At 47.0% G+C, this 23932-nt stretch carries 26 protein-coding genes and 1 other RNA gene; 21 read left to right on the forward strand and 6 right to left on the reverse strand.

Features of this window, described 5'->3' with window-relative positions; all coding sequences use genetic code 11:
- Positions 1-118 precede the first annotated feature (118 nt).
- Genes glyA through ribBA form a run of 4 tightly spaced genes read left to right on the forward strand, consistent with a single transcriptional unit; the run spans position 119 to position 4086 of the window.
- Positions 119-1375, forward strand: a complete 1257-nt coding sequence (glyA, locus tag OS145_RS10775) for a serine hydroxymethyltransferase (protein ID WP_006956479.1) — start codon at positions 119-121, stop codon at positions 1373-1375.
- A 20-nt stretch (positions 1376-1395) separates the two neighbouring features.
- A complete protein-coding gene (nrdR, locus tag OS145_RS10780; RefSeq protein WP_006956480.1) occupies positions 1396-1845 on the forward strand; it encodes a transcriptional regulator NrdR in 450 nt (149 codons plus the stop codon).
- Positions 1838-2959, forward strand: a complete 1122-nt coding sequence (gene ribD / locus OS145_RS10785; protein ID WP_006956481.1) for a bifunctional diaminohydroxyphosphoribosylaminopyrimidine deaminase/5-amino-6-(5-phosphoribosylamino)uracil reductase RibD — start codon at positions 1838-1840, stop codon at positions 2957-2959. The genes nrdR and ribD overlap by 8 nt, the downstream gene beginning before the upstream one ends.
- A gap of 8 nt (positions 2960-2967) precedes the next feature.
- Entirely contained in the window at positions 2968-4086 is a 1119-nt protein-coding gene (gene ribBA, locus OS145_RS10790) for a bifunctional 3,4-dihydroxy-2-butanone-4-phosphate synthase/GTP cyclohydrolase II (RefSeq protein ID WP_006956482.1), read from the forward strand.
- Here ribBA and OS145_RS13050 read toward each other — a convergent pair.
- The 4 genes from OS145_RS13050 to OS145_RS10810 are packed head-to-tail and all read right to left on the reverse strand — an operon-like array spanning position 4064 to position 7415.
- Positions 4064-4954, reverse strand: coding sequence for a ketopantoate reductase family protein (locus tag OS145_RS13050; protein WP_006956483.1), 891 nt, complete (start codon positions 4952-4954; stop codon positions 4064-4066). The two genes, ribBA and OS145_RS13050, sit on opposite strands and share 23 nt — an antisense overlap.
- On the reverse strand, positions 4947-6269 hold the full coding sequence (locus OS145_RS10800) for an AmpG family muropeptide MFS transporter (RefSeq protein WP_006956484.1): 1323 nt from the start codon (positions 6267-6269) through the stop codon (positions 4947-4949). The genes OS145_RS13050 and OS145_RS10800 overlap by 8 nt, the downstream gene beginning before the upstream one ends.
- Entirely contained in the window at positions 6266-6853 is a 588-nt protein-coding gene (locus OS145_RS10805) for a peptidylprolyl isomerase (RefSeq protein ID WP_006956485.1), read from the reverse strand. Before OS145_RS10805 ends, OS145_RS10800 begins: the two co-directional genes overlap by 4 nt.
- 1 nt (position 6854) lies before the next feature.
- Positions 6855-7415 carry a YajG family lipoprotein gene (locus tag OS145_RS10810; RefSeq protein ID WP_006956486.1) on the reverse strand — a complete coding sequence of 187 codons (561 nt, stop codon included), beginning with the start codon at positions 7413-7415 and terminating at the stop codon, positions 6855-6857.
- A 144-nt stretch (positions 7416-7559) separates the two neighbouring features.
- On the opposite strand from OS145_RS10810, the gene OS145_RS10815 reads away from it, so the two are divergent.
- The 3 genes from OS145_RS10815 (at position 7560) to ffs (ending at position 9658) form a co-directional block, all read left to right on the forward strand.
- Positions 7560-8648, forward strand: a complete 1089-nt coding sequence (locus tag OS145_RS10815) for a ketoacyl-ACP synthase III (protein ID WP_040488151.1) — start codon at positions 7560-7562, stop codon at positions 8646-8648.
- Between the two features lie 90 nt (positions 8649-8738).
- Positions 8739-9488 carry an enoyl-CoA hydratase-related protein gene (locus OS145_RS10820; protein WP_006956488.1) on the forward strand — a complete coding sequence of 250 codons (750 nt, stop codon included), beginning with the start codon at positions 8739-8741 and terminating at the stop codon, positions 9486-9488.
- Positions 9489-9561: 73 nt separating this feature from the next.
- Positions 9562-9658: signal recognition particle sRNA small type (gene ffs / locus OS145_RS13245), an RNA gene on the forward strand.
- A gap of 22 nt (positions 9659-9680) precedes the next feature.
- On the opposite strand, the gene OS145_RS10825 is transcribed toward ffs, so the two are convergent.
- Entirely contained in the window at positions 9681-10589 is a 909-nt protein-coding gene (locus OS145_RS10825) for a histone deacetylase family protein (RefSeq protein WP_006956489.1), read from the reverse strand.
- Positions 10589-11101 carry a primosomal replication protein PriC gene (priC, locus tag OS145_RS10830; protein ID WP_006956490.1) on the reverse strand — a complete coding sequence of 171 codons (513 nt, stop codon included), beginning with the start codon at positions 11099-11101 and terminating at the stop codon, positions 10589-10591. Before priC ends, OS145_RS10825 begins: the two co-directional genes overlap by 1 nt.
- Positions 11102-11571: 470 nt before the next feature.
- On the opposite strand from priC, the gene OS145_RS10835 reads away from it, so the two are divergent.
- The 14 genes from OS145_RS10835 to OS145_RS10900 all read left to right on the forward strand — a co-directional run bounded on the left by OS145_RS10835 (position 11572) and on the right by OS145_RS10900 (position 23925).
- Complete coding sequence (locus tag OS145_RS10835; protein ID WP_006956491.1) at positions 11572-12360, forward strand: DUF3450 domain-containing protein; 789 nt, start codon at positions 11572-11574, stop codon at positions 12358-12360.
- Positions 12357-13727 carry a MotA/TolQ/ExbB proton channel family protein gene (locus OS145_RS10840; protein ID WP_006956492.1) on the forward strand — a complete coding sequence of 457 codons (1371 nt, stop codon included), beginning with the start codon at positions 12357-12359 and terminating at the stop codon, positions 13725-13727. The genes OS145_RS10835 and OS145_RS10840 overlap by 4 nt, the downstream gene beginning before the upstream one ends.
- A gap of 4 nt (positions 13728-13731) precedes the next feature.
- Positions 13732-14256 (forward strand): MotA/TolQ/ExbB proton channel family protein, encoded by a 525-nt coding sequence (locus OS145_RS10845; protein WP_006956493.1) that lies wholly within the window; start codon positions 13732-13734, stop codon positions 14254-14256.
- A 12-nt stretch (positions 14257-14268) separates the two neighbouring features.
- Entirely contained in the window at positions 14269-14670 is a 402-nt protein-coding gene (locus OS145_RS10850) for an ExbD/TolR family protein (protein WP_006956494.1), read from the forward strand.
- A gap of 1 nt (position 14671) precedes the next feature.
- Entirely contained in the window at positions 14672-15286 is a 615-nt protein-coding gene (locus OS145_RS10855; protein ID WP_006956495.1) for an energy transducer TonB, read from the forward strand.
- Positions 15287-15301: 15 nt separating this feature from the next.
- The gene (locus tag OS145_RS10860; RefSeq protein ID WP_006956496.1) at positions 15302-16582 is read left to right on the forward strand and encodes a tetratricopeptide repeat protein; all 1281 of its coding nucleotides are present in this window, start codon (positions 15302-15304) and stop codon (positions 16580-16582) included.
- A gap of 283 nt (positions 16583-16865) precedes the next feature.
- Entirely contained in the window at positions 16866-17243 is a 378-nt protein-coding gene (locus OS145_RS10865; protein WP_006956498.1) for a response regulator, read from the forward strand.
- A gap of 8 nt (positions 17244-17251) precedes the next feature.
- Entirely contained in the window at positions 17252-17782 is a 531-nt protein-coding gene (locus tag OS145_RS10870) for an adenine phosphoribosyltransferase (protein ID WP_006956499.1), read from the forward strand.
- Positions 17783-17800: 18 nt separating this feature from the next.
- Positions 17801-19723: a DNA polymerase III subunit gamma/tau gene (dnaX, locus tag OS145_RS10875; RefSeq protein WP_006956500.1), complete on the forward strand. Its 1923-nt coding sequence runs from the start codon at positions 17801-17803 to the stop codon at positions 19721-19723.
- A gap of 24 nt (positions 19724-19747) precedes the next feature.
- Positions 19748-20074: a YbaB/EbfC family nucleoid-associated protein gene (locus OS145_RS10880; RefSeq protein WP_006956501.1), complete on the forward strand. Its 327-nt coding sequence runs from the start codon at positions 19748-19750 to the stop codon at positions 20072-20074.
- Between the two features lie 9 nt (positions 20075-20083).
- Positions 20084-20692 carry a recombination mediator RecR gene (gene recR / locus OS145_RS10885; RefSeq protein ID WP_006956502.1) on the forward strand — a complete coding sequence of 203 codons (609 nt, stop codon included), beginning with the start codon at positions 20084-20086 and terminating at the stop codon, positions 20690-20692.
- Positions 20693-20760: 68 nt separating this feature from the next.
- A complete protein-coding gene (htpG, locus tag OS145_RS10890) occupies positions 20761-22677 on the forward strand; it encodes a molecular chaperone HtpG (protein ID WP_006956503.1) in 1917 nt (638 codons plus the stop codon).
- A gap of 117 nt (positions 22678-22794) precedes the next feature.
- Complete coding sequence (gene adk / locus OS145_RS10895; protein WP_006956504.1) at positions 22795-23439, forward strand: adenylate kinase; 645 nt, start codon at positions 22795-22797, stop codon at positions 23437-23439.
- Positions 23440-23526: 87 nt separating this feature from the next.
- Positions 23527-23925: an MAPEG family protein gene (locus tag OS145_RS10900; RefSeq protein WP_006956505.1), complete on the forward strand. Its 399-nt coding sequence runs from the start codon at positions 23527-23529 to the stop codon at positions 23923-23925.
- The last annotated feature ends 7 nt before the right edge of the window (positions 23926-23932 follow it).

A 23932-nucleotide genomic window follows, 5' to 3' on the forward strand; every position in this document is an offset into this window, starting at 1 on the left:
CCCAAATTTGTTGCCGAATTTTTTCTTAACGGCATGTGACGGTTTGCTAGGCAGTTTGGGGTATTTTGCGGTAAACTGCACGTCATAATTTGGCTAATGAAATTGATGGATGTCCGAGATGCAGAAAAAAGATCAGACAATTGCCGCGTTTGACGCGGAGTTATGGCAAGCAATGAATCAGGAAGTTGAGCGTCAAGAACAACACATTGAGCTGATTGCTTCAGAAAACTATACCAGCCCACGTGTGCTAGAGGCACAAGGCTCACAGTTAACTAATAAATACGCCGAGGGTTATCCTCATAAGCGTTACTATGGCGGCTGTGAATATGTGGACGTAGTTGAAGACCTCGCGATTGCACGTGCTAAAGAATTGTTTGGTGCTAAATACGCGAACGTACAACCGCATTCAGGCTCACAAGCCAACACCGCTGCATTCATGGCACTTATGGAAGCCGGTGATACCTTCTTGGGAATGAGTTTGGCACACGGTGGCCATCTGACTCACGGTGCGGGTGTTAACTTCTCGGGCAAGCTTTACAATGCCGTACAATATGGTATTTCAGAAGAAACCGGTGAAATCGATTACAACCAAGTTGAAGAGTTAGCTAAAGAGCATCAGCCGAAGGTTATCGTTGCTGGTTTCTCTGCATACTCGGGTATTGTTGATTGGCAGCGTTTCAGACAAATTGCTGACGAAGTGGGTGCTTATTTGTTGGTAGATATGGCGCACGTAGCGGGTCTGGTTGCTGCAGGTGTATACCCAAGTCCAATTCCTTACGCAGACGTAGTAACAACGACAACACATAAAACCCTCGCAGGTCCGCGTAGTGGTCTGATCTTGTCTGGCAAAGATGATGAGAAACTGCACAAGAAATTAAATAGTGCGGTATTCCCAGGTAATCAAGGTGGTCCGTTGATGCACGTTATCGCAGCGAAAGCGGTGGCGTTTAAAGAAGCCCTTGAGCCTGAATTTAAAGCGTATCAAGAACAAGTGCTAAAGAACGCTAATGCGATGGTTAAAGCTCTGCAAGCACGTGGTTATAAAATCGTATCGAATGGCACGCAGAACCATTTGTTCCTCGTTGATTTAATCGACAAAGACATCACGGGTAAAGATGCCGATGCTGCATTAGGTCGTGCATACATTACGGTCAACAAAAATGCGGTACCGAATGACCCGCGTTCGCCGTTCGTTACTTCCGGTCTTCGTCTAGGTACACCTGCAATTACGCGTCGCGGCTTCAAGGAAGCAGAAGCTGAGCAAGTAGCTAATTGGATTTGCGATGTATTAGATGACATTAATAACGAAGAGACGATTGATCGCGTTCGTAACGATGTCAAAACGTTATGTGCCGAGTTTCCAGTTTATAAATAACGTTTGAAAAGGAGCGCGCTATGCACTGTCCATTCTGCGGAACACAAGATACCAAGGTCATCGATTCGCGGTTAGTAGGGGACGGTGCATCGGTGCGCAGGCGCCGAGAATGTAGCCATTGTCGCGAGCGCTTTACAACATTTGAGACTGCTGAACTGGTAATGCCCCGTGTAATTAAAACAGACGGTGGGCGTGAACCTTTTAATGAAGATAAGCTTCGCAGTGGGCTATTACGTGCGCTTGAAAAACGTCCGGTCAGTCTCGAAAAAATGGAACAAGCGGTCAATAAAATCAAATCCAGTATCCGTGCAACCGGCGAGCGAGAGATTACCTCTAACTTTATTGGCAACCTGGTGATGGATAACCTTAAGCAAATCGATAAAGTCGCCTACGTTCGTTTTGCTTCGGTCTATCGCTCTTTTGAGGATATCAAAGAGTTCGGCGAGGAGATCGCGCGGCTCAATGATTAGTTTGGCACAAGATAAGCACGACCATCTTTATATGCATCGCGCCTTGGAATTGGCAAGAAAAGGGCGCTTTACGACTGGACCTAATCCTGCCGTCGGTTGTGTCATCGTAAAAGACGCCAGTATCGTTGGTGAAGGTTGGCATCAGAAGGCGGGCGAACCCCACGCCGAGGTCTTTGCGTTACGCCAGGCTGGCACACAAGCCAAACATGCAACCGCCTATGTTACGCTTGAGCCATGCAGTCACCAAGGTCGCACACCGCCCTGTGTTGATGCATTGATTAATGCGGAAGTGGCTCGTGTCGTTATCGCGATGCAAGATCCCAATCCCGTTGTATCAGGTCGTGGCATTCATAAATTACACGATGCTGATATCGAAGTTCGTGTTGGTTTATTTGAAACTGCAGCGCGAGCGCTTAATCCTGGTTTTATTCATCGTATGCAGACTCAATTACCCTATGTGCGCGTCAAGCTCGCGAGCTCGCTTGATGGGCGTACGGCGTTGAGTAATGGAGTGAGTCAATGGATTACCGGTGCTGCAGCGCGTGCTGACGTTCAGGTATGGCGTGCACAAGCCGACGCAATATTAACTGGCGCGGATACGGTGCTGGTGGATAACCCGAGACTGAATGTACGCCCTGAACAGTGGCCTAACGGGATCGAAAAACCATTATTTTTCAAGCAGCCCGTGCGTGTGATTATTGACGGGAAAAACCGCATTCATGATGATTTGCGACTATTTGAGGTTGAAACGCCTGTATTTGTCGTCCGCACTACGGAAGCTCCTGCTTCTCGACATCGCCATTGCCACGAGATTATTGCTAAAGCAGATAGCCAGGGTCGCGTAGACTTACATGACGCACTGAAAGAACTCGCATTGCGTGAGATTAATTTGGTATGGACCGAGTGTGGAGCTCAGTTAGCGGGTGCTCTTTTTAACGCTCAGGTGGTGAATGAACTGGTCTATTATCAAGCCAACAAAGTATTAGGCAGTGACGCACGCAGTATGATTGCGTTGCAGGAACTGACTCAACTCGATGATGCGCTCTCATTTAACGTGCTTGAGCGCAGAATGGTCGGCGAGGATATTCGCGTGATCGCTCAGCCAATGAAGTAGGAACTATTATGTCATTGCATTCGACAGAAGAGATTATTGAAGATATCAAGCAAGGTAAGATGGTCATTCTAATGGATGACGAGGACCGCGAGAATGAGGGCGATCTTATTCTTGCAGCAGACTGCGTGACCCCTGAAGCGATAAATTTCATGGCTCGCTATGGTCGGGGACTGATCTGCCTGACCCTCAGCGAGGAACGTTGTAAGCAACTTAACCTGCCGCTGATGGTTGATCGCAACAATGCGCCATACTCGACTGCGTTTACGGTATCCATTGAGGCCGCCGAGGGTGTGACTACAGGTATTTCGGCAGCTGACCGCGCACAAACAGTGAAAGCAGCCGTAGCACGTAATGCTCAGCCGGAAGACTTGGTAATGCCGGGTCATATATTTCCACTGAAAGCTAAGCAGGGCGGTGTACTCAACCGTGCGGGGCACACGGAAGCCGGTTGTGATCTCGCGCGCCTAGCCGGCTATGAACCTGCTGCAGTGATTGTCGAAGTGCTTAATGAAGACGGCACCATGGCGCGCCGGGCGGACCTAGAAAAGTTTGCCGAAGCACACGATATTAAAGTGGGTACTATTGCTGACTTGATCGAGTATCGCTCAGTGCGCGAGAAAACCATTCGCCGTGTAGCCCAGTGTCAGTTGCCGACCAGTTTTGGCAAATTCAATATGATCACGTATCAAGACTCAATCGATCAACAAGTTCATCATGCGTTAGTGCATGGCGAAATTAATGCCGAAAAGGTAACTAACGTGCGCGTGCATTTGCAAGACAGTTTGCACGATACTTTATCAACTGAACGCGCGGCGAAGCGTAGCTGGCCGATTGCCAAGGCGATGCAATATATTGCCGAAAACGATGGTGTTCTAGTGCTTATTGGTCGTCAGCAAACGCCTGAGGATATCATTGCACAAGTGAAAGAATTTGAGGCACAGGATCAAGGACAGCACAAACCGACTGCGTCGGCATCTAATGCTTCACGAAATGTGGGGGTTGGTTCGCAAATCCTTGCTGATTTAGGCATTCACCAAATGCATCTGCTCAGTTCACCGAAGCGTTATTCGGCATTGTCGGGATTCGGGCTTGAAGTTGTTGACTTCATCGAAGATAAAGCTGATTGAATTGATGATATAGAGCCGCATGAGTAGGTAGATTAACGCCTAACTCAGCGGCCTTTTTTAGCGCGTAGCCAGTCAGGGCCTTAATTTCTGTTTTTCGGTTAGCTTTTATATCCGACAGCATTGAAGACTGGTTTTCGGCGGTCGCCTCGCATACCTGTTCGACTAATACGAGCAAATCCGCAGTATTTAAACGATAGCCAAGCGCTTGACTCAGACTGACCAACTCAGAAACCAGCATACGTCGCTGTTCATGGTATTGTTCTTTGAGCAGTTCACCATTGAGACACTGGTTCACCGCTGTTAATGGATTAATTACACAATTAAGGCAAAATTTTTGCCATTGTCGTGCTTTGATGTCTGCATCAAAGTGCAGTTTTGGAAAGGCGGTATGCAACTGTTCGGTTAGTTGTTGATGATGCTGTATGCGCGCATCGATCCAGTCTGAACCCAATCCTTTGTGCTCGGTCACTCGGTTACTGCGCGTCACGCCATGAGTGGTTATCCATGTATAACAGGGGCGTGATGTGGTTAAGTCTACAAGGCCGTTATGCGCGCAGATAATAGGTCGATCGTGAGGTACACCCAGTGTATCTAGACGTCGAAATACACTCTCAAGATCATAGGCCTTAACGGCTATAAAAACCGCTTGTATTGAGCTGAAGTCGCTATCGTTGATGATAGGAATTCGGCAAAGCTCAGTACGTGCTGACTGATAATCTCTAAAGTGATAATCAAAAAAATCTGCGTGTCGACCAGGTGAGCGAGGCAATGTAACGATAGGCAGCTTGGCACACTGCCATTGATGGGCAATAAGCTGACCTATTGCACCCGCGCCGACGAGTAATAACTGTTTAGGATGTTCACTCATTTGAACCCCAGTGTGCCTGATAGCTTCGTTTTAGATAGCCGAGTAATAGTAAGCTTGGCAGGATTGCTAAACTGGTAAGCACAAAGAACAGACTCCAATTGCCATCGAGCTTATCAACCAGCACACCGCTGTAGGCCGATAAAGTGGTTCGGCCAAAGGTGCTCAGTGACGCGAGTAACGCATACTGAGTCGCGGTAAAGGTCCGGTCACATAAAAAGCTGATAAAACCTACAAAAGCTACAGTTGACCAAGCACTCGTAAAGCCATCGACTAGCACTGCCGCAAGAAACAGGTTCTCACTGGGTCCAACGTTAGCAATCCAAGCGAACATAAGGTTTGAGCCCGCCATAGCGATGCCGGCAATCAGAAGACCTTTGAATTGACCAATACGCAGAGTTACCACGCCTCCTACTAGTGAAAAGAAGATAGTTATCCACCAAGTCACGAGTTTAGAGTAAGTGCCGATTTGCTCATTTGAAAAGCCGATCTCTTTATAAAATACAATCGACATTCGACCTAAAAAGGCTTCGCCTATTTTAAAAAGAAACACAAACAGCAAAATTTGTATTGCCAGTTTCGCACCGTTGCGTGAGAAGAAAGAACTAATGGGTTCAATGACGACAGTACTGATCCGTTTTAATAAGGATAGGGTCGCTATGGTATTTGCTTTGACCTGTGTGTAACGTGCAGGCTTTATAAATAGAGTGACCAAAGCCAACGAAAGCATAAGCGCGGCGAGCACGATATAGGCATCCTGCCATTGCCAATGGGTACCGTCGACTAACAGAAACGGAATTGCTCCGAGACCGGCGTAGCCGCTCCACCAACCTGATGTGGCCATGGCGGCCCCAGCACTTTGCATGCGTCCTTCCGATTCAGAGAATGTCTCAATGCGATAAGCGTCAATGGCAATATCCTGGGTCGCAGAGCTAATGGCAATGAGCAGGGCGGCGATACCGACTAGATGTAAATTATCAGCGATGGTTAAAGTCGATATAAAGATACAGAGCGCGGCTATAAGAAGTTGACAGAGTAAGATCCAACTACGACGTTGTCCCAACCAGCGATTCAATACTGGAAGTTTAACGCTATCGACAAGAGGAGACCAAAGAAAGTTGATTGAGTAGACCGCGAATACGGCACCGAAATAACCGATAACTGATCGGCTCAAGCCTTCTTCTTGCAACCATGCCGACAATGCTGAGCCAATCATCACCCAAGGAAAACCGCTGGAAAGCGCTAAGAAAAAGAGCGCTATCACACGTGGTTGACGGTAAACGTTAAGATCGGTCTTTAACGTGTGCTGCGCTGTCATTGCGGCACGATTTCAATTCGTTTAAGCACGGGCGGGTTGGCAGGAACATCACGCCAACCGGTTTTTTCGTCAAATGGCAAGGATTCAAGCGCTGCTAATTTTTCGAGCACGTCTAAACCTTTAGTGATACGTCCAAATACGGCGTAGCCCCAGTCACCGTCGTCGGGGTTGAGTGAGGTATTGTCGTTTAAATTAAAAAAGAACTGACGAGTCGCTGTGTGAGGCTCACGTTCCCGAGCCATAGCGATGGTGCCGTAGGTGTTTAACAGGCCGTTGCCCGATTCGTTTACGATCGTTTCATAGCTCGGCTTATCGGAGAATTCAGCATCGTAGCCGCCGCCCTGAATAACAAAGCCAGGTACTAGACGATGGAAGATAGTGTTGTTGTATTGCGCCTTAGCAACGTAGCGGAGAAAGTTAGCGACGGTGATAGGCGCTGCTTCGCGGTTAAGCTCGACAGTCAAATTGCCTTCAGAGGTGACAAAAACGACGGTTGGAAAGGGATTGTCGGGCTGCACTTGTGCTTGCGAATATGGGCTTGCTAAGACAATAAAACATGTTAATAGTGCGATAATTGTTTTCATTTTAACCTCGCGTTTCCGTCAGACGTAGCTGGGGATCGTTAGCAATATCGTTGAGTACCTGCTGTAGCAGACGCTTAAACTCACGCTCGATAGTTGCTTCATCGGGGTTAGAAACTCCCTCCGACTTACTGGTTCCCGTGAATGTCCGTGCATACGACCGGTTCATTCTTTGTGCTTCGACGCGAATGTTTAATTGATAGTCGAGTTGATATTTTAATGCTGTCTCGGTGTGCTCGACCACCGCCTTGTTGATAGACACATACCAATTGAGGTCGCCCTGACCGCTGACAATCCCTGACTGTTGAAACGCTTGTTTGACGATCGCTGTCAGCGGCTGTGATGGTGCGGAAAACTGATTAGCTTTTTGGGTCTCTGTATCGATGTGGCGATAGAGGTAGCTGTGAGGTCGTTTATCTTGCACCATCAAGCGAGAAACACTGCCTGAAAGTTGTGATGTTACCGTCGGCGGTTCGACGATCAGATCAGAATCAATTGTCGAGCAACTGCTAATTGACAGCAGTGCCAGGGCGGAGAGGGCTGTGAGCTTTACTAGTTGACGCATGGCTTCCTCGTTTTAGTCATTCACGTAACACAGTTTCATGCTATCATACGGTAAAATTGTGCCTTGCAAAAATGCTTTACTGATATCTAGCAAAGCGATACGGTGATAAGGCAACGCGTTGTCAATGAAGTTAAAGGTTTTGTCGTGAAAAAATACGCAGAAATTACAGGATGGGGAAAGTGCTTACCGCCAGCAGTCATGACCAATGATGATTTGGCAACATTTCTAGATACCTCGGATGAATGGATTGTATCGCGAACCGGAATTTCAGAGCGACGAGTCAGTCATGTAGGGACGTCTAAACTTGCGACGGTTGCCGCACAGAATGCGCTCGCGGCCGCTGGATTGAACCCAGATGATATCGACCTGATTATTGTCGGTACCTGTACTGCCGATGAGATCATTCCTAATGTCGCTTCAGCAGTGCAACAAAACATTGGCGCACCGAATGCAGCAGCGTTTGACCTCAATGCGGCGTGTAGTAGCTTTCTTTACGCCATGCATGTTGCAACCCAAGCTATTCAAACAGGCGCTCATAAAAAAGTGTTGTTGATTGGTGCCGAGCGCCTGACGCGTATTCTCGACTGGACCAAACGTGAGAGTGCAGTGCTATTTGGCGATGGCGCAGGAGCAATGGTTTTGGAAGCGAGTGATGAAGAGGTAGGTCTACTTGCCAGTCATATTAGCTGTGATGCTGATGCGCGTGACGTGTTGAGTCTTGATTTTGGTTTGAGCTTCGACCGCTTTGGCTTTGATGGCATTATGCAGTTTGATTTTGTTGGACAAGAAATTTTTAAGCGTGCGGTCAAAGGCATGAACGCAGCGGTTGAGAAAGTATTTCAGCAAACTGGCTTAAGTACCGAAGATGTTGATGCGCTTATTCCGCATCAAGCGAATAAACGTTTAATCGATTATCTCGCGAAGTTATGTAAGGTGCCTTCTGAGAAAACCGTGATAAATATTCAGAATTACGGTAATACATCTTCTGCAACCTTACCGATCGCTTTTTGTGAAGCGGTAGAAAACGGCACTGTTAAGCCAGGAGATACCATTGTCTCGGCAGTGTTTGGCGGCGGACTAACCTGCGGCGCCGGCTTGATCCGTTGGGGTCAGCGCGTCACACCGGTTAACCCTCCGATCTATGAATTGGAACCCACCGACTTAACCGCTTTAGATATGATTGTGCCGATGCACGAGAAGACGGCCGCGGCTTGGGCAAAGCGAGATAAATAATTCGTCTTTAAAGTACAAATAGCACTGATATTGTGGTGAAAAGCTGATAATCTCGTGAGAGTGGTACAACCAGTTTCACGAGATTTTTTTATGACAGAACAACAGCACATTATTATTGATAAGAACGCCAGTGTAGTCACTATCCGACTTAATCGGCGTGCTAAGAAGAATGCTTTTACGCAACAAATGTATTCGGAAGCAACTGCCGCGCTGAAAGCCGCTGACGAGGACGAGACGATTAAAGTGGTCGTTTTCGAAGGGAGCGGTGATAGTTTTTCTGCGGGTAATGATCTTAACGACTTCCTATCCATCGAGTCACTGGATGAAACGGCTCCTCCTTTTAAGTTTCTTCATTTACTCAATAAAGTGAAAGTGACGTTGGTCGCGAAGGTCAATGGCTTAGCTATCGGCATTGGTACAACCTTGCTGTTGCATTGCGATCTTGTCTATGCGGCTGATAATGCAGTATTCGCCTTACCTTTTGTGCAGTTAGGGTTACTTCCAGAGGCGGGCTCAAGTTTATTGCTACCGCGCATCATGGGGCACCAACGTGCATCCGAATTATTGCTACTAGGTGATTCGTTCTCTGCGAACAAGGCACAGCAGTATGGGTTGGTAAATGACGTGGTGGAGGCCGATAAACTTAATACCCGTGTTGATGAGGTAGTCGAACATCTGGTTAAACAGTCGCGCGGTGCTTTAAGAACCTCGAAGAAATTGATCAAAACAGAGTCGGATACTGTATCTGAACGCATTAGTCTAGAGGCTGGCTACTTTGCCAAAGCGCTCAGCTCTGATACTGCTAAGCAAGCAATAGCGGCCAAACTGAAGAAAAACTAGGCAGTCAGCGCACTGGGGCTTGTTTACCTTAGCTGAGTGCGCGATAATGCGCTTTCACGAGTTATGGTGACCCTGCGGGTCCCCTCGCGACACTAACTGGCAAACCCGGTCAGGCCCGGAAGGGAGCAGCCGTAGTCGGGGATGTGGGCGCCGAGGTGTGGCTGGTAGGGTCGCCACCCGTCTCTTTATATCCTAATCACTCCATACTTGATGACTTGCACGCAGTAGTTGAGCGTGAGCAAGAATTAGGCGCGATAGGTTGCGTTGATAACCACCCCCGATTACCGCAGCTAAACTAATATTATTTTGCTTCGCGTAGTCCAGCACAAAATAGTCACGTGAAAAAATGCCCTCGATAGATACATCAAGATGTCCGAGATCGTCGCGACGATATATGTCCACCCCTGCGTCATATAAAATCAAGTCGGGTTTAAAGTCTTTGGTTACCTTGTGCAATGTATGTTTCACGGCATCGAGGTACGCGCCATCGGTGGTACCCTTGGGTAAGGCGACATCGAGGTCAGAGTCCACTTTAGTAAAAGGGAAGTTTCGTTCACCATGAATAGAGCAGGTGAAGATATTCTCGTGGTCTCTTAAAAGCGTCGCTGTACCGTCACCCTGGTGAACGTCGGTGTCGAATATCAGAATTTTTAAATTGGGTTTTGCTTTTGTGGCTAAAACCGCACTCATCGCGAGGTCATTGATCAAGCAGAAACCGCTGCCCCAATCATGGTGTGCATGGTGGTAGCCACCCGAGAAATGAATAGCAATGCGCTTATCGAGTGCTGTCTTCACCGTCTCGAACGTACCTCCAGCCGATGTCAGGGTGCGGGTCAGTAGTTGCGTTGACCATGGAAAGCCCACTTTGCGCCATTCCTTTTTGTCAAACTGATTCGTGATGAGCTTATTGATGTAGTTTGAACTGTGAGCTAACGCTACTTGGGACCAGTTCATTGGTGTCGGTTGAATAAACTGATCGGGCCGCGCGCCGTGCGCTAATGCCCATTGATATAGCATCTTATATTTATGTATTGGATAACGGTGCCGCTCTGGTAGCTGTAGCTCGCTATAGATTGGATGGTAAATAAATGGAACCTTCATCAGCCTTCGTCCATTATTTGAATTTGCCGCTCAACCTGACTGATTGCCTGTTGGCATCGGTTGAGACGCTTTTGATAAGCCTGCGCCTGAACAAGATCTCCTGACTGCTGAAACAGTTCCGCTTTATTTCTGAGTCTTATTTCATATTGGCGATACTTGGCTAGCGTTTGATGAAGCTGCCCATGCTGCGCTTGGAGCTGGGCGCGCAGATCGAAATCAGCGTCGGGCGGACGACTGTTTTGCAGTAACGCGCTTAGAGAAAGAACTTGCTCGCTGATTTTTTCGGCAAGATATTGCTTTCTCTCGTTATCATCGCTTGTTATTAATTTATTAATAAGCTGCTCAGTTTCATTTACGTAAGCAACCGCAAATTGGGACCGCGTAGTAAACAGATTCTCCGCAAACCATTGCTCGGCAAAGCGTTTATTGGCTTTTTGTTGGTCGAAAACCTGCGCTTTCTCACGTAACACTGCCAATGCTCGACTAAATTGTTGTAAATATGTTGGGGTCATGGCTTGCCGTAAATTTGCGGATTTAGAGTATTCTACCTAAATTAAAAGCAGCTTGCCTTTTAACAATCGATAATAGTTAAGTTATCAGTTGTTTAAATAACGTTGAAATTTGTAACGGAGTGTTGTTCGTCGATCAAAAAGTGATACTATGCGAAATAGGGTTCAGCTATGCAAAACTGCTCGGCAGTTGAGTTAGAACTGGACACTTGATTGACAGGAAGTTACCGCGAATAGCGGTTGGAAATGAATTCCGTTGGTAACATGGATTGATGTCGCACGGCTATCATAACGCAGTTAACGCTGTTTCAGCAGGTTGACAGCGTATGGTCATCGTGGGACTATTCCTGTGAATGTGCGCACTTTTTAAGGCGCGTACGCGGATAGAATTTAATCTTTTCGTCACTCAATAAAACTGGTGTTTCACGTTGTAAAACGTTGGAGCGGAAGTTAATTCAAATTGGTTGGGAACTATGACCAAAGTAATCAAGAGAACCAAACTCGCCGCAGCCTTAATGGGCGCAATGGCGGTTGCTGGCACCAGCGTTGCTGCTGCACAGCAAGTTGATGTAGCTAAGCTACAGAAAGAAGAGCAGCAAATCTTGAATGCGCAAGAGCAATCTCAAAAGAAGATTGATTCTTTGTATGAGCAAAGCCAAGATTTGTTGATTGAGTATCGCTCTGTTGTTGCTGAATACGAGAACCTCAAGGTCTACAACGACCACGTGGCTCGTTTGGTTGCTGACCAGCAGTCCAACATCGATTCACTTCAGCGTCAGATCGACACCATCGAAGAAACCAAGCAAGGCGTGGTTCCATTGATGTATGAAATGATCGACGCGTTGGAAGAGTTCGTTAAACTCGACATTCCAATCCACAAAGAGAAGCGTCTAGAGCGTGTTGAACGTCTTCGCGATATCATGGGTAACGCGAACGTATCTACCTCTGAGCAATTCCGTCAAATCATTGAAGCGTACCAAGCGGAGATGGATTACGGTCAAATGCTTAACGCTTATCAGGGTAACCTGAACGTCGACGGCGAAGAAGTTGCTGTAGACTTTTTCCACATGGGTCGCGTTGTATTCGCTGCACAGTCACTAGACTTGAAAAATGCGTGGTTATACAACAAAGACACCAATGAGTGGACTAAGTTGGAAGACGAGTTCTTGAATCCTCTTACCACAGCGATTCGTATGTCACGTAAGCAAACTGCTTACGATCTGGTGAAACTTCCAGTATTCGCAGCGGAGAGTGCAGAATGAAAAAATTAGTTAGTTCGTTAATGATTGCAGCAGCAGTCAGCCTTTCTGCAGGTACGACGCTCGCTGCGCAAGCACAAGACAATCAGCCAGAAGCAAAGAGCTTAGACGAATTGCTTCAATTGGTTGAAAAAAATCGTATTTCTTCTCGTCAAATCAGCGAAGAGCGTGAGCAAGAGTTCATGTCAGCGCGTGCCGATAAGCAGGCGTTGTTGAACAAAGCTAAGCAGCAGCTGAAAGACGAACAGGCACGCGGTAAACGTTTACAAAACCAATTCTCAGAAAACGAAATCACTTTGGCGAACAAAGAGCAAGAGCTCGAAAATGCTAAAGGTACGTTGGGTGAGATGTTCGGTGTTGTACGTGGTGCGGCAACTGAAACTATCGGTCGTATCGCGACTTCAATCGTAAGCGCTCAATACCCAGGTCGTGAAGATGTTCTTCAGAGCCTTTCTGAAGCTAAAGAGCTTCCTACTTTGTCTGAACTTGAAGACCTTTGGACTGCATTGTTAACCGAAATGGTTCAATCAGGTAAAGTTGTTCAGTTTGACGCGGAAGTATTCAGCTTAGCGGGTGGTTCTGAGCAGCGCACGGTAACTCGTGTGGGTGTTTTCAACCTGATTTCTGATGACCAATACCTGACGTATAACGACACGACTGAACAAATTCAGCCGTTGGGTCGTCAGCCAGATGGTTATGTAACAAGCCAAGCTGATACCTTCACTAGCACTGACAGTGGCTATGCAGGTGTTTACTTGGATCCATCAAAAGGCCAAATCTTGGGTCTATTGACTCAGAAAGCGACGTTGATGGAACGCTATCACCAAGGTGGCACAGTAGGTTATGTAATCACCGTGGTATTAATCATCGGTTTGATTATCTCTTTGTTCAAGCTTGTGACGCTTACAGTCGTAGGTGGCAAGATGCGTTCGCAGCTTAAAAACATCGAGAATCCTTCAGACAAAAACCCATTGGGTCGTGTATTGAAGGTTTACCATGAGAACAAAAATGCTGATGCTGAGAACCTTGAGTTAAAACTTGACGAAGCAATCATGCGTGAAACGCCGAAGATCGAAAGCGGCATCAACGTAGTGAAAATCTTCGCAGCTATCGCACCATTACTTGGTCTCTTGGGTACCGTTGTGGGTATGATTGGTACGTTCCAATCAATCACATTGTTCGGTACAGGTGACCCGAAAATCATGGCGGGTGATATCTCTATGGCGTTGGTAACAACAGCTATGGGTCTTATCGCAGCGATTCCATTGATTTTGGCTCACAGTATTGTGGCATCACGTAGTAAATCAATTATTCACTTGTTGGATGAGCAAGCTGCGGGCATCGTAGCCGCTCACTCGGAGAAGGAGTAAGTTCATGCTTTACCTGATGGAACTATGGGAATCTATCAGGGATTTTATTGCGACCGGTGGCGACGTATTGTACGTCGTCATGGGGGTACTCTTTCTAATGTGGGTACTGATGATTGAGCGTTATTGGTACTTAACGAGTGCTTTCCCTAAATTGCGAAAAGATATCATCGCACGTTGGGATGCTCGTAAAGATACCACCTCATGGTACGCACATAGAATCCGCGAAGCATGGATTTCCGAAGCGAACGATAAATTGAATGCACGTATTCTGTTGATTAAAACTTGTGTTGCACTTTGTCCTTTAGTGGGGCTGCTCGGTACAGTAACCGGTATGATTACCGTATTCGAGATCATGGCAGTGCAAGGTACCGGTAACCCTCGTCTAATGGCGTCGGGTATCTCGATGGCAACTATCCCTACTATGGCGGGTATGGTTGCAGCGTTATCCGGTATGTTCTTTGCGACCCGACTCGAGAGTCGTGTTCGTCGCGCTAAGCAGAACTTGGTCGACAGTCTGCCACATCACTAAGAGAGTATTACTATGGCAAGAAATCGTATTCGTGAAGAGGAAGATGCAGCGATTGACATGACGCCGATGCTGGACATCGTATTCATCATGTTGATCTTCTTCATCGTAACAACCTCTTTCGTTAAAGAGGCTGGTATTCAGGTGAATAAACCTGAAGCAAACCAGGCCAACAAGGAGCCTTCAGCTAACATCTTTATCGCGATTCGCGACACAGGTGAAGTCTGGATGGATAAGCGTCAAGTTGACGTAGAACGCGTGGCAGCAAACCTTGAGCGTATGCTTGCTGAGCAACCTACTGACTTAGTGGTTATTCAGGCAGACAAGAAAGCTGAGCATGGTCGTGTTGTAGAAGTCATGGACCAGGTTAAGGAAGCGGGTATCGATAAGATATCCATAGCAGCGGAGACTAACTAATATGGTGCGCTTTTTAGTATCTTTAATACTAGGTGCGGCCGTTACGTTTGCTCTGTTTGCTTTTATGGCTTACTTAATCGGTGGGGGGGCTAAGAGTAATGAAGCTCCGCCTCCCACTCCGGTCATTGACATCGTAACGTCGCCGCCAGAGTCCGACGTTCAAGAGCGCCGGAGAACACCTCCGCCGCCACCACCGCCGCCTCAGGCTCCGCCTGAGACACCGCAGTCTGAACCAGATACTTCAGATTCGGGTGGTATGAACATGAGTATGGGCTTCGACGTCGATGTGGGTGGCGCTGACACTGGTTTGTCAGGCCCCGGCAACTTGTTGAACCAAGATGGTGATGCTACGCCAATCGTTCGAATTGAACCTCGTTATCCACCTTCTGCGGCGCGTAATGGCACCGAAGGTTGGGTACAGTTGAGATTCACTATCGACGAACAAGGTGGTGTTACCGACGTTGAAGTAATTGACTCAGAACCTCGTCGAGTGTTCGACCGAGAGGCACGCCGCGCGTTATTGCGTTGGAAGTACAAGCCTAAGGTCGTAGACGGTAAGCCTGTTCGTCAAGAAGGTATGACTGTTCAGCTCGACTTCAACATGGATGGGCAATAAGAAATGAAAACTGTAATGAAGACATTTGTTACTGCCCTTGCTTTTGGCTTGGTTGTGGCTACCGCTCCGGTAGCCGCTCAAGACCTCGGTCTTGATTTGCCAAGTAAAGAAACCGTTGAAGCGCAGAAGAAAGCTCGTAAAAACCAAGTCGCCTCACAGCGCGTTGGTCGGGCGATCATGGATGCGTTCGAGTTGTACGAGCAAGAGCAGTTACAAGCAGCTATCACTATGCTTGAGGAAGAATTGCCAGATACAGAGGGTTACGATCGAGCTTATCTAAGTCGTTTCTTAGGTACTCTCTATGCGCAAGCAGAGCGTACCGATGAAGCATTGCCAATGTTGAAAAACGCGGCTGACGAAGATGTACTCGGATGGAGTGACCAAGCGGCTGTTTTGAAGTTAGTGGGACAACTGAGTCTGCAAGAGGAAAAATTCGAGCAGTCAGTGACTTACTTACAGAAATGGTTCGAATTCACTGGTGAGATGGATCCTCAGTCCTTGTTCTATGTTGCTAATGCTTATTATCAACAAAAGGAATTCGCTAAGATCGTACCTTATGCAGAAGCGGCACTGAAGTATGCGGATGAGCCGAAGAAAGACTATTATACGCTACTGATGGCCTCTTACTTTGAACGTAAGATGTACGACAAAGCTATTTCGACGGTCGAGGAAGGCTTAAATGTGTTGCCTGAGACGATCTCGTGGTGGCCGCAACTTGCACAAATGTATATGCTCAAGGAAAACCTTGCAAAAGCATTGCAGACAATGGAAATTGCGTATTTAGCGGGTTATCTGAAAGAGGAAAACCAATTTAAGTTATTGGTTCAACTCTATGATAACGAGGGCGTCCCTTATAAAGCTGCGACGACGATGATAAAACACATCCAGTCAGGCGATATTGAGGGTACAGCTAAGAACTACTCTACCGCAGCGAATAGCTTTCACCGCGCTAAAGAGCTTGCACAAGCAGCAAAATGGTACGGTAAAGCCGCTGAGTTGGCAGATGACGGTGATAACAAAGGCGAGTATTTGCGTAAGCAGGGTAACCTGCTAGTGCAAAACGAGCAGTATGTAGCTGCGACGACTCCGCTCAAAAATGCATTAGATTATGCACAGGGTGATGATAAAGGTCGTATCTACATGTCACTAGCAGAAGCATTCTTCTATGGTGGCGATTATCGTCAGGCACTGACTTATGTGAACGAAGCGGCTAAGTTTAGCAATCAGCGTCGTAGTGCGCGCAGTTGGAAAGGTTATATCCAATCCACAGCGAAACGCAAAGGCGTCGATTTATAAAGCTTAAGTTGATAGAAACCCCGCATTCGCGGGGTTTTTTTTGCCTATATTCACCTATGTCAGCCACTTTTATAACGATTAGATTTAGAGTATGATCAGCGCCGACTTTATTCGGAGGAATTTTCATGGGTAGTAACAATTATAAAGATCCTTCAAGCGGTAAATTTTTGTTGATTGCCGTCTTACTTTTCGTTTTCGCAGGATGTCTCCCACTAGTTTTGCGCTTTTTTCAATTGATCGGTGCGTAAAGACTACGTGCGTTCCTGAAAAGGACCTTAATGTTATGACGATTTCTACGCTCGTGGTCGACGATAACGCCAATACACGAGCTGATATTGGAAGCAGTTTGTCTAGCTTGGATATCAACCTGGTGTTTGCGAACGATGGTTTAGACGGATTAAAACAAGCCAAAGAGGGCTGTTTTGACCTCTTGATCATTGATCATAAAATGCCATTAATGGACGGCCTCACGTTACTTAAAAACTTACGTCAGCTTGGCCAATACCACCATACGCCGATTTTGTTTGTTACCACGCAAGACGTGACAGAGGTAGAGCCTTTAGCGCTTAAACATGGTGCTACGCGCTGTTTGAGTAAACCGTTACAGGCACAGTTTTTGTGTGATGTGGTGAGCTATTACACAAAACGTTCGGTTGCTTAAGGATAACTATGGATTTGATCAAGTCTATCCGGGATAGTATTCGAGCAATCCCAGATTACCCTAAGCCAGGAATTACCTTTAGGGACATTTCACCGTTGTTGCAGTCTAAAGATGCGTTCAAATCGACCATCGAGGCTTTTGCACAACGCTATCAAGAGCTAGGTATTGACCAAATTGCGGCGGTAGAAGCGCGAGGCTTTATTTTTGGTGCAGCACTTGCGCAACGGCTCGGTTGTGGGCTGACTTTGTTGCGTAAGCCAGGAAAGTTACCTGGGCCTGTGGTCAAAGAGACCTATGCGTTGGAGTATGGCGAGGATGCACTCGAGATACAAGAATGTGCATTTAAAGAGCCCCAACGAGTTCTTTTGATGGATGACTTACTCGCTACTGGCGGGACAGTCGCGGCCGCGGCAAAGCTTTTATCTCGGACTCAAGCGGAATTGTTAGAGGCTGCATTCGTCATAACATTAGATGATCTTCCAGGCGAACAAAAATTGCAGGATCTTGGCATATCGTGCTATACCTTGTGTCGATTCTAATTAATTAAGAGGCGGTTAATGGCTTATCAAGTGCTTGCTCGTAAATGGCGCCCGATGCAGTTTGATCAAGTAGTGGGTCAACAGCACGTGCTCGAGCCCTTATTCCATGCACTTGAACAGCAACGACTGCATCACGCCTATCTGTTCACCGGCACACGTGGTGTGGGTAAAACCACCATCGCGCGTATTTTAGCGAAGGCCCTGAATTGTGAACGTGGGGTGAGTGCTCGACCGTGTGGAGAATGCCCAAGTTGTGAAGAGATAGAGCAAGGTCGGTTTGTTGATCTTATCGAGGTCGATGCAGCTTCGCGTACTAAAGTTGAAGATACGCGAGAGTTGCTTGATAACGTACAATACCGTCCAACGCGTGGAAGGTATAAGGTCTATTTAATAGACGAAGTACATATGCTTTCTCGCCATAGTTTTAATGCACTCCTAAAAACCTTAGAAGAGCCTCCTGAGCACGTTAAGTTCCTTTTAGCTACGACGGACCCGCAAAAACTACCAGTGACGGTGGTGTCACGCTGTTTGCAATTTAATTTACGTGCGCTCGATCGTGAGCAAATTGTAGGGCAACTTGAATATGTTCTAGAAAATGAAAACGTACCTCATGATGCCCAAGCCTTAACCTTATTGGCGCAATCAGCCAAAGGTAGTATGCGTGACGCATTAAGCCTCACTGATCAAGCGATAGCGCAAGGGCAGGGTAAAGTTCAAGTTGAATCTGTGCAGCGTATGCTTGGACACCTCGCTGATGCGCATGTACATCCCCTTTTGGATGCGCTCGCGAGCGGTGATAGCGGTTCAGTGTTCGAAAAATTTGATGAATTAAAAAGTTTGGTACCTGATCCGTTAATGATTCTTAACGAATTACAGCGTGTTATACACCGGATCGCGTTAATACAGCAAATTCCTGCCATGATGGGCGCTGAGGACAAAACCAACACGACTGAAGCATTACTGCGAAAGTTACCCGCAGAAGTACTGCAGTTATATTATCGGATCGTAATAGAGGGCAAAAAAGAGGCGCCTTATGCGGTGGACCCGCAGAGCGCTGTCGAAATGACATTGTTGCGACTGCTATCTTTTACGTTCGAGAATCCCGAATCAGGCGAGGAGGCTTTAACACGTCCGCCTGAATCGAATTTAGACACAATAACGCAGTCGGAGCAGGCTGAAGAAGCAGCTCACGCAGGTCAGCACAGTGGCGATACTTCGATACAGAGCGAAGCTGATGATACGTCCGCACTGGAGGCTCAGCAGCGCGATATTGAAGCGCAAGCCGCTCAACATAGAATGTCGAGACCAGCAGAGGGTGTTGCTGAAGATAACTCGGTTGCGCCTGATGAAGGACTAGCATCACTGTTGAACATGCGACAGGACTTGTCTGGTCATCAAGAGCCGGAAAAAAAAAATTCTGAAATAGATATTGAAACGCCGTCCGAACAGCCTCATTTACCAAGTAGACAGCCCGATAAACAGCATGCTGAGCCTGTGCAAACGACTCCAGTTAGTCTGAGTCACATACAACAGCGGTTTGATTCGTCGACACGACGCGCAGCCGATGTAGACAGCTGGGCTGCGCTGGTCGATGCGACAGCGGTACAAGGCTTGACTCGACAACTCTTGCTAAATTCGGTGTTGGAAAAAGTAGGTCATCAGCAGTGGTGTATTTGGGTGACTGAAGAACAGCAAAGTTTATTAAGTGAAAAAACGGTAGCCCTTGCCAGAGAGGCCTTATGCGAAGTGTTGTCGGCACAAGGGGAGTATCGCTTTTTGGTTGGCTCTCAACAAATGAGCACTCCGTTGCTGATTCAGCAGGCGATTGATCATTACCGGTTGGAGCAGGCGAAGTTATGGTTGCAGAATGACTCGGGATTTAATGAGTTATTGAATTCATTTGACGCGGTGACTGACGAAACGTCTATCAGCGCACGATAAAATTTAGCAATAGAGGATTTGACCATGTTTAAAGGTGGTATGGGAAATATGATGAAACAGGCGCAGCAAATGCAAGAGCGCATGCAGCAAGCCCAGCAAGAGATCGCTGAAATGGAAGTGACCGGCGAGTCCGGTGCAGGTCTTGTTAAAGTAACCATGTTAGGCAACCACAACATCAAGCGCGTTGAAATTGATGAAAGCCTGATGGACGATGATAAAGAGATGCTTGAGGATCTGATTGCAGCGGCAACTAATGATGCAGTCCGTCGCGTAGAGGAGACGAGCAAAGAACGCATGTCGGAAATCACTGGTGGTATGGGTCTACCGCCTGGTTTTAAGATGCCGTTCTAGGTTCATTCTATGAGTGAAGGAATCAGTCCCGCGATTGATCGCTTGGTTGACGATTTAAAGCGTCTACCAGGTGTGGGTAAAAAAACGGCGCAACGTATGGCGTTCCATTTATTGGAACGTGACCGAGAGGGGGCGCAACGTTTGGCTGATTCCTTGCACAACGCAGTTGAGCGCGTAGGTCACTGCCAACAGTGCCGCACACTGACCGAAGAGCCTTTATGTCGTATTTGCGCGAACCCCGCGCGCAGTGAGCAAGGTACGTTATGTGTAGTAGAGACACCTGCTGACGTATTGGCTATTGAACAAACATCGCAATTTAAAGGTCGTTATTTTGTTTTAATGGGTCACCTATCTCCCCTTGACGGTATAGGCCCAGAGGACATTGGTCTTGATGAGCTCGAAGCACAGCTTAAGAGCGCTGTGATTGAAGAGATTATTTTGGCGACTAATCCTACCGTAGAAGGCGATGCAACAGCTCACTATATCGCCGATATTGCCGAATCCTTGAATGTAAACACGTCTCGAATAGCTCATGGTGTGCCCGTTGGCGGCGAATTAGGCTATGTTGATCAGGCTACCCTTGGACATGCATTCACTGGACGTAAAAAATTTGGTTGACGCTTGAAATTGCCTACATCGCCCCCATTTCTTACATGAAAAGGTGGTTGAAGTAGGAGAACACAATTATGGCGGAAGCCGCTCAAACCGAAAAACATGGATTTCAGACAGAAGTTAAGCAATTGCTTAACCTGATGATCCATTCTCTATATTCAAATAAAGAAATCTTCTTACGTGAGCTGGTATCGAATGCGTCTGACGCGGCCGATAAGTTGCGTTTCAAAGCACTTAGCGATAACTCGCTGTATGGTGAAGATGGCGAGCTTCGTGTGCGAATCGCGATCGACAAAGACAACCGTACGCTAACAATAAGCGACAACGGTATTGGCATGACGCGTGACGAAGTGATGACTAACTTAGGCACCATTGCTAAGTCGGGTACGGCCGAGTTCTTCGGTCAGTTATCGGGTGATGAGGCGAAAGATAGTAAGTTAATCGGTCAGTTCGGTGTTGGTTTTTACTCAGCATTTATCGTCGCCGACGAAGTCACTGTGCGTACGCGTTCTGCCTATGAGTCACCTGAACATGGTGTCGAGTGGCACTCTAAGGGTGAAGGAGAATTTGAAGTCGCAGACACCCAAAAGTCGCAGCGCGGAACAGATATTATTTTGCATTTGAAAGAAGATGCAGATGAGTTTTTAGATGACTTCCGTATTCGTGGGGTGATTAACAAATACTCAGAACACTTGAGTATCCCCGTCCAAATGTGGAAAGAAGCGGTTGAAGAACAAAAAAATGATGACGGCGAAGTTATTACGCCTGCCCAAGAGGCTCAATGGGAAACTGTGAACTCGGGTCAAGCCTTATGGACGCGCGATAAAGCCGACATCAGCGACGAAGAATATAAAGAGTTTTATAAGACTGTAGCGCATGACTTTGACGATCCGCTGTTATGGAGCCATAACAAGGTTGAGGGTACACACGAATACACCAGCCTTCTTTATATTCCAAAACGAGCTCCTTGGGACCTTTGGAATCGTGAGCAACAGCAGGGGGTAAAACTCTATGTGAAGCGTGTCTTTATTATGGATGACGCTGAGCAATTAATGCCGACCTACTTACGCTTTGTTAAAGGTCTTATTGATACTAATGACCTCCCATTGAACGTATCCCGTGAAATCTTGCAAGATAACAAGATTACTCGCTCAATGCGTAATGGTAGTACTAAGAAAGTGTTGCAGATGCTCAAGAAATTGGCAAAAGACGACGCCGAGCAATATCAAGGCTTCTGGGATACTTTTGGTAATGTGTTAAAAGAGGGTCCTGCGGAAGACAGTGGTAATCGGGAACGCATCGCTGAGCTGTTGCGTTTTGCGTCGACACATACTGATGAGCAAACTCAAAATGTCAGTTTAGATGATTACGTTGAACGCATGAAAGAAGGCCAAGACAAGATTTTCTATATCGTCGCCGACAGTTTTGAGGCTGCGAAGAATAATCCTGCCCTTGAGATCTTCCGTAAGAAAGGCATCGAAGTACTATTGCTCTCTGAACGCATTGACGAGTGGTTGATGAGCCATTTAACTGAGTTTAAAGAGAAGTCGTTGCAGTCGGTAACGCGCGGCGATTTAGACTTAGGCGACTTAGATGATGAAAATGACAAGGCCGAGCAAGAAAAGTCAGAAGAAGCGTTTAAAGAACAGTTAGAACGCTTTGAGAAAGCACTCGGTGAGCGCGTTAAAAAAGTGCGTGTAACGCACCGTTTGACTAATTCGCCTGCGTGTATCATTACCGATGACAATGATATGAGCACGCAGATGGCTAAGCTGATGGAAGCTGCGGGTCAGAAAGTACCTGAAACAAAATACATTTTTGAGGTTAACCCGGATCATCCTTTAGTCGTAAAAATGCAAGGCAAGAACGATGAGGAATTTGCCGAGTGGGCTCAAGTACTGCTTGATCAAGCTACGCTCGCAGAGCGCGGAAACCTTAAGGATCCAGCGTCTTTCGTGACTCGTCTTAATAAGTTAATGCTTAACGCATAATCACGCTATAGCGCACAGCAACAAACGCTTGCTGTGCGCCTCTTTTCTTGTAAAAACGCCCTCATCGGGGTAAAGTTCCCCTCAGACACTTGAATACAAATATAAACGAGGCTGTTTATGCGCATTATTTTGCTCGGCGCTCCGGGTGCGGGAAAGGGCACTCAAGCTCAATTTTTGATGAATACCTTTGGTATCCCACAGATTTCAACGGGTGATATGCTACGAGCCGCAATCAAGTCCGGCTCAGAGCTTGGTAAGAAAGCAAAGCAAGTGATGGATGCAGGACAACTGGTTTCTGATGAAATCATCATCGAACTAGTCAAAGAACGTATCGCCGAACCGGACTGCCAAAACGGTTTCTTGCTCGACGGCTTCCCGCGCACGATTCCACAAGCTGACGCCATGCGTGAAAACGGTATCGAAGTTGACTACGTACTTGAGTTTGCGGTACCTGACGACGTGATTGTTGAGCGTATGAGTGGACGTCGTGTACACCCAGGTTCAGGTCGTGTTTATCATATTAAACACAACCCACCTAAAGAAGAGGGCAAGGACGATGAGACCGGTGAAGAGCTGGTTATTCGTCCAGACGACCAAGAGCAGACCGTACGCAAACGCTTAGCGGTCTACCATGAACAAACAGAGCCTTTGGTTGAATATTATCAATCACTCGCAAAAGAAACGGACACCGAGTATCATCGTATTGATGGAACTCAGCCAGTCGAAGCTGTAAGTAAGGAACTCGGTGCACTGCTTAAGTAAAGAGTTGCACTGAAAGGTTTTGATAGAGGCTCACCCCACTGGTGAGCCTTTTTAATTTTATGTGTTACCACTTTATCGGAGAACATCATGGCCACCCTCACCATAACGAGTTTATTTGCAGGCATTCTGGCATTGATCTACGTTGTACTTTCGGTTCGCATTATTCAGCTCCGTTGGCGTCATCGTGTAGGTATTGGGACCAATAAAGTTGAAGAATTACAACGCGCTGTGCGCGCGCACGGTAACTTTATAGAATACGTTCCGTTGATGTTGTTGATGCTTGCTCTTATCGAGTTTAGTGGGGTTGGCAGTGCATGGATCTATAGCTTAGGTGGTGCGTTGACCATCGCCCGTATTGCTCACGCTGCGGGTCTATCCTCTAACGCAGGTGTGTCCTGGCCTCGTACGGTCGGTGTCCTCGGCACATTCAGCGTGTTGTTACTGCAAGCGGGCATTTTAATCGGCATCTTTGTTGGCCAGCTATAGGAGACAT

The sequence above is a fragment of the Idiomarina baltica OS145 genome (genome assembly GCF_000152885.1).
In the GTDB taxonomy this organism is placed as follows: Bacteria; Pseudomonadota; Gammaproteobacteria; order Enterobacterales; family Alteromonadaceae; genus Idiomarina; species Idiomarina baltica.

Excerpts from the sequence above, each read along its gene's own strand:
- OS145_RS10860 (WP_006956496.1), top strand. The coding sequence starts at position 15,302 with ATGAAGACATTTGTTACTGCCCTTGCTTTTGGCTTGGTTGTGGCTACC.
- OS145_RS10820 (WP_006956488.1), top strand. The coding sequence starts at position 8,739 with ATGACAGAACAACAGCACATTATTATTGATAAGAACGCCAGTGTAGTC.
- OS145_RS10805 (WP_006956485.1), bottom strand. The coding sequence starts at position 6,853 with ATGAAAACAATTATCGCACTATTAACATGTTTTATTGTCTTAGCAAGC.
- OS145_RS10850 (WP_006956494.1), top strand. The coding sequence starts at position 14,269 with ATGGCAAGAAATCGTATTCGTGAAGAGGAAGATGCAGCGATTGACATG.
- OS145_RS10855 (WP_006956495.1), top strand. The coding sequence starts at position 14,672 with ATGGTGCGCTTTTTAGTATCTTTAATACTAGGTGCGGCCGTTACGTTT.
- OS145_RS10835 (WP_006956491.1), top strand. The coding sequence starts at position 11,572 with ATGACCAAAGTAATCAAGAGAACCAAACTCGCCGCAGCCTTAATGGGC.
- OS145_RS10845 (WP_006956493.1), top strand. The coding sequence starts at position 13,732 with ATGCTTTACCTGATGGAACTATGGGAATCTATCAGGGATTTTATTGCG.
- recR (WP_006956502.1), top strand. The coding sequence starts at position 20,084 with ATGAGTGAAGGAATCAGTCCCGCGATTGATCGCTTGGTTGACGATTTA.
- OS145_RS10810 (WP_006956486.1), bottom strand. The coding sequence starts at position 7,415 with ATGCGTCAACTAGTAAAGCTCACAGCCCTCTCCGCCCTGGCACTGCTG.
- ribD (WP_006956481.1), top strand. The coding sequence starts at position 1,838 with ATGATTAGTTTGGCACAAGATAAGCACGACCATCTTTATATGCATCGC.
- OS145_RS10800 (WP_006956484.1), bottom strand. The coding sequence starts at position 6,269 with ATGACAGCGCAGCACACGTTAAAGACCGATCTTAACGTTTACCGTCAA.
- htpG (WP_006956503.1), top strand. The coding sequence starts at position 20,761 with ATGGCGGAAGCCGCTCAAACCGAAAAACATGGATTTCAGACAGAAGTT.
- glyA (WP_006956479.1), top strand. The coding sequence starts at position 119 with ATGCAGAAAAAAGATCAGACAATTGCCGCGTTTGACGCGGAGTTATGG.
- ribBA (WP_006956482.1), top strand. The coding sequence starts at position 2,968 with ATGTCATTGCATTCGACAGAAGAGATTATTGAAGATATCAAGCAAGGT.
- nrdR (WP_006956480.1), top strand. The coding sequence starts at position 1,396 with ATGCACTGTCCATTCTGCGGAACACAAGATACCAAGGTCATCGATTCG.
- adk (WP_006956504.1), top strand. The coding sequence starts at position 22,795 with ATGCGCATTATTTTGCTCGGCGCTCCGGGTGCGGGAAAGGGCACTCAA.
- OS145_RS10900 (WP_006956505.1), top strand. The coding sequence starts at position 23,527 with ATGGCCACCCTCACCATAACGAGTTTATTTGCAGGCATTCTGGCATTG.
- OS145_RS13050 (WP_006956483.1), bottom strand. The coding sequence starts at position 4,954 with ATGAGTGAACATCCTAAACAGTTATTACTCGTCGGCGCGGGTGCAATA.
- OS145_RS10840 (WP_006956492.1), top strand. The coding sequence starts at position 12,357 with ATGAAAAAATTAGTTAGTTCGTTAATGATTGCAGCAGCAGTCAGCCTT.
- OS145_RS10865 (WP_006956498.1), top strand. The coding sequence starts at position 16,866 with ATGACGATTTCTACGCTCGTGGTCGACGATAACGCCAATACACGAGCT.
- OS145_RS10880 (WP_006956501.1), top strand. The coding sequence starts at position 19,748 with ATGTTTAAAGGTGGTATGGGAAATATGATGAAACAGGCGCAGCAAATG.
- OS145_RS10870 (WP_006956499.1), top strand. The coding sequence starts at position 17,252 with ATGGATTTGATCAAGTCTATCCGGGATAGTATTCGAGCAATCCCAGAT.
- priC (WP_006956490.1), bottom strand. The coding sequence starts at position 11,101 with ATGACCCCAACATATTTACAACAATTTAGTCGAGCATTGGCAGTGTTA.
- OS145_RS10825 (WP_006956489.1), bottom strand. The coding sequence starts at position 10,589 with ATGAAGGTTCCATTTATTTACCATCCAATCTATAGCGAGCTACAGCTA.
- dnaX (WP_006956500.1), top strand. The coding sequence starts at position 17,801 with ATGGCTTATCAAGTGCTTGCTCGTAAATGGCGCCCGATGCAGTTTGAT.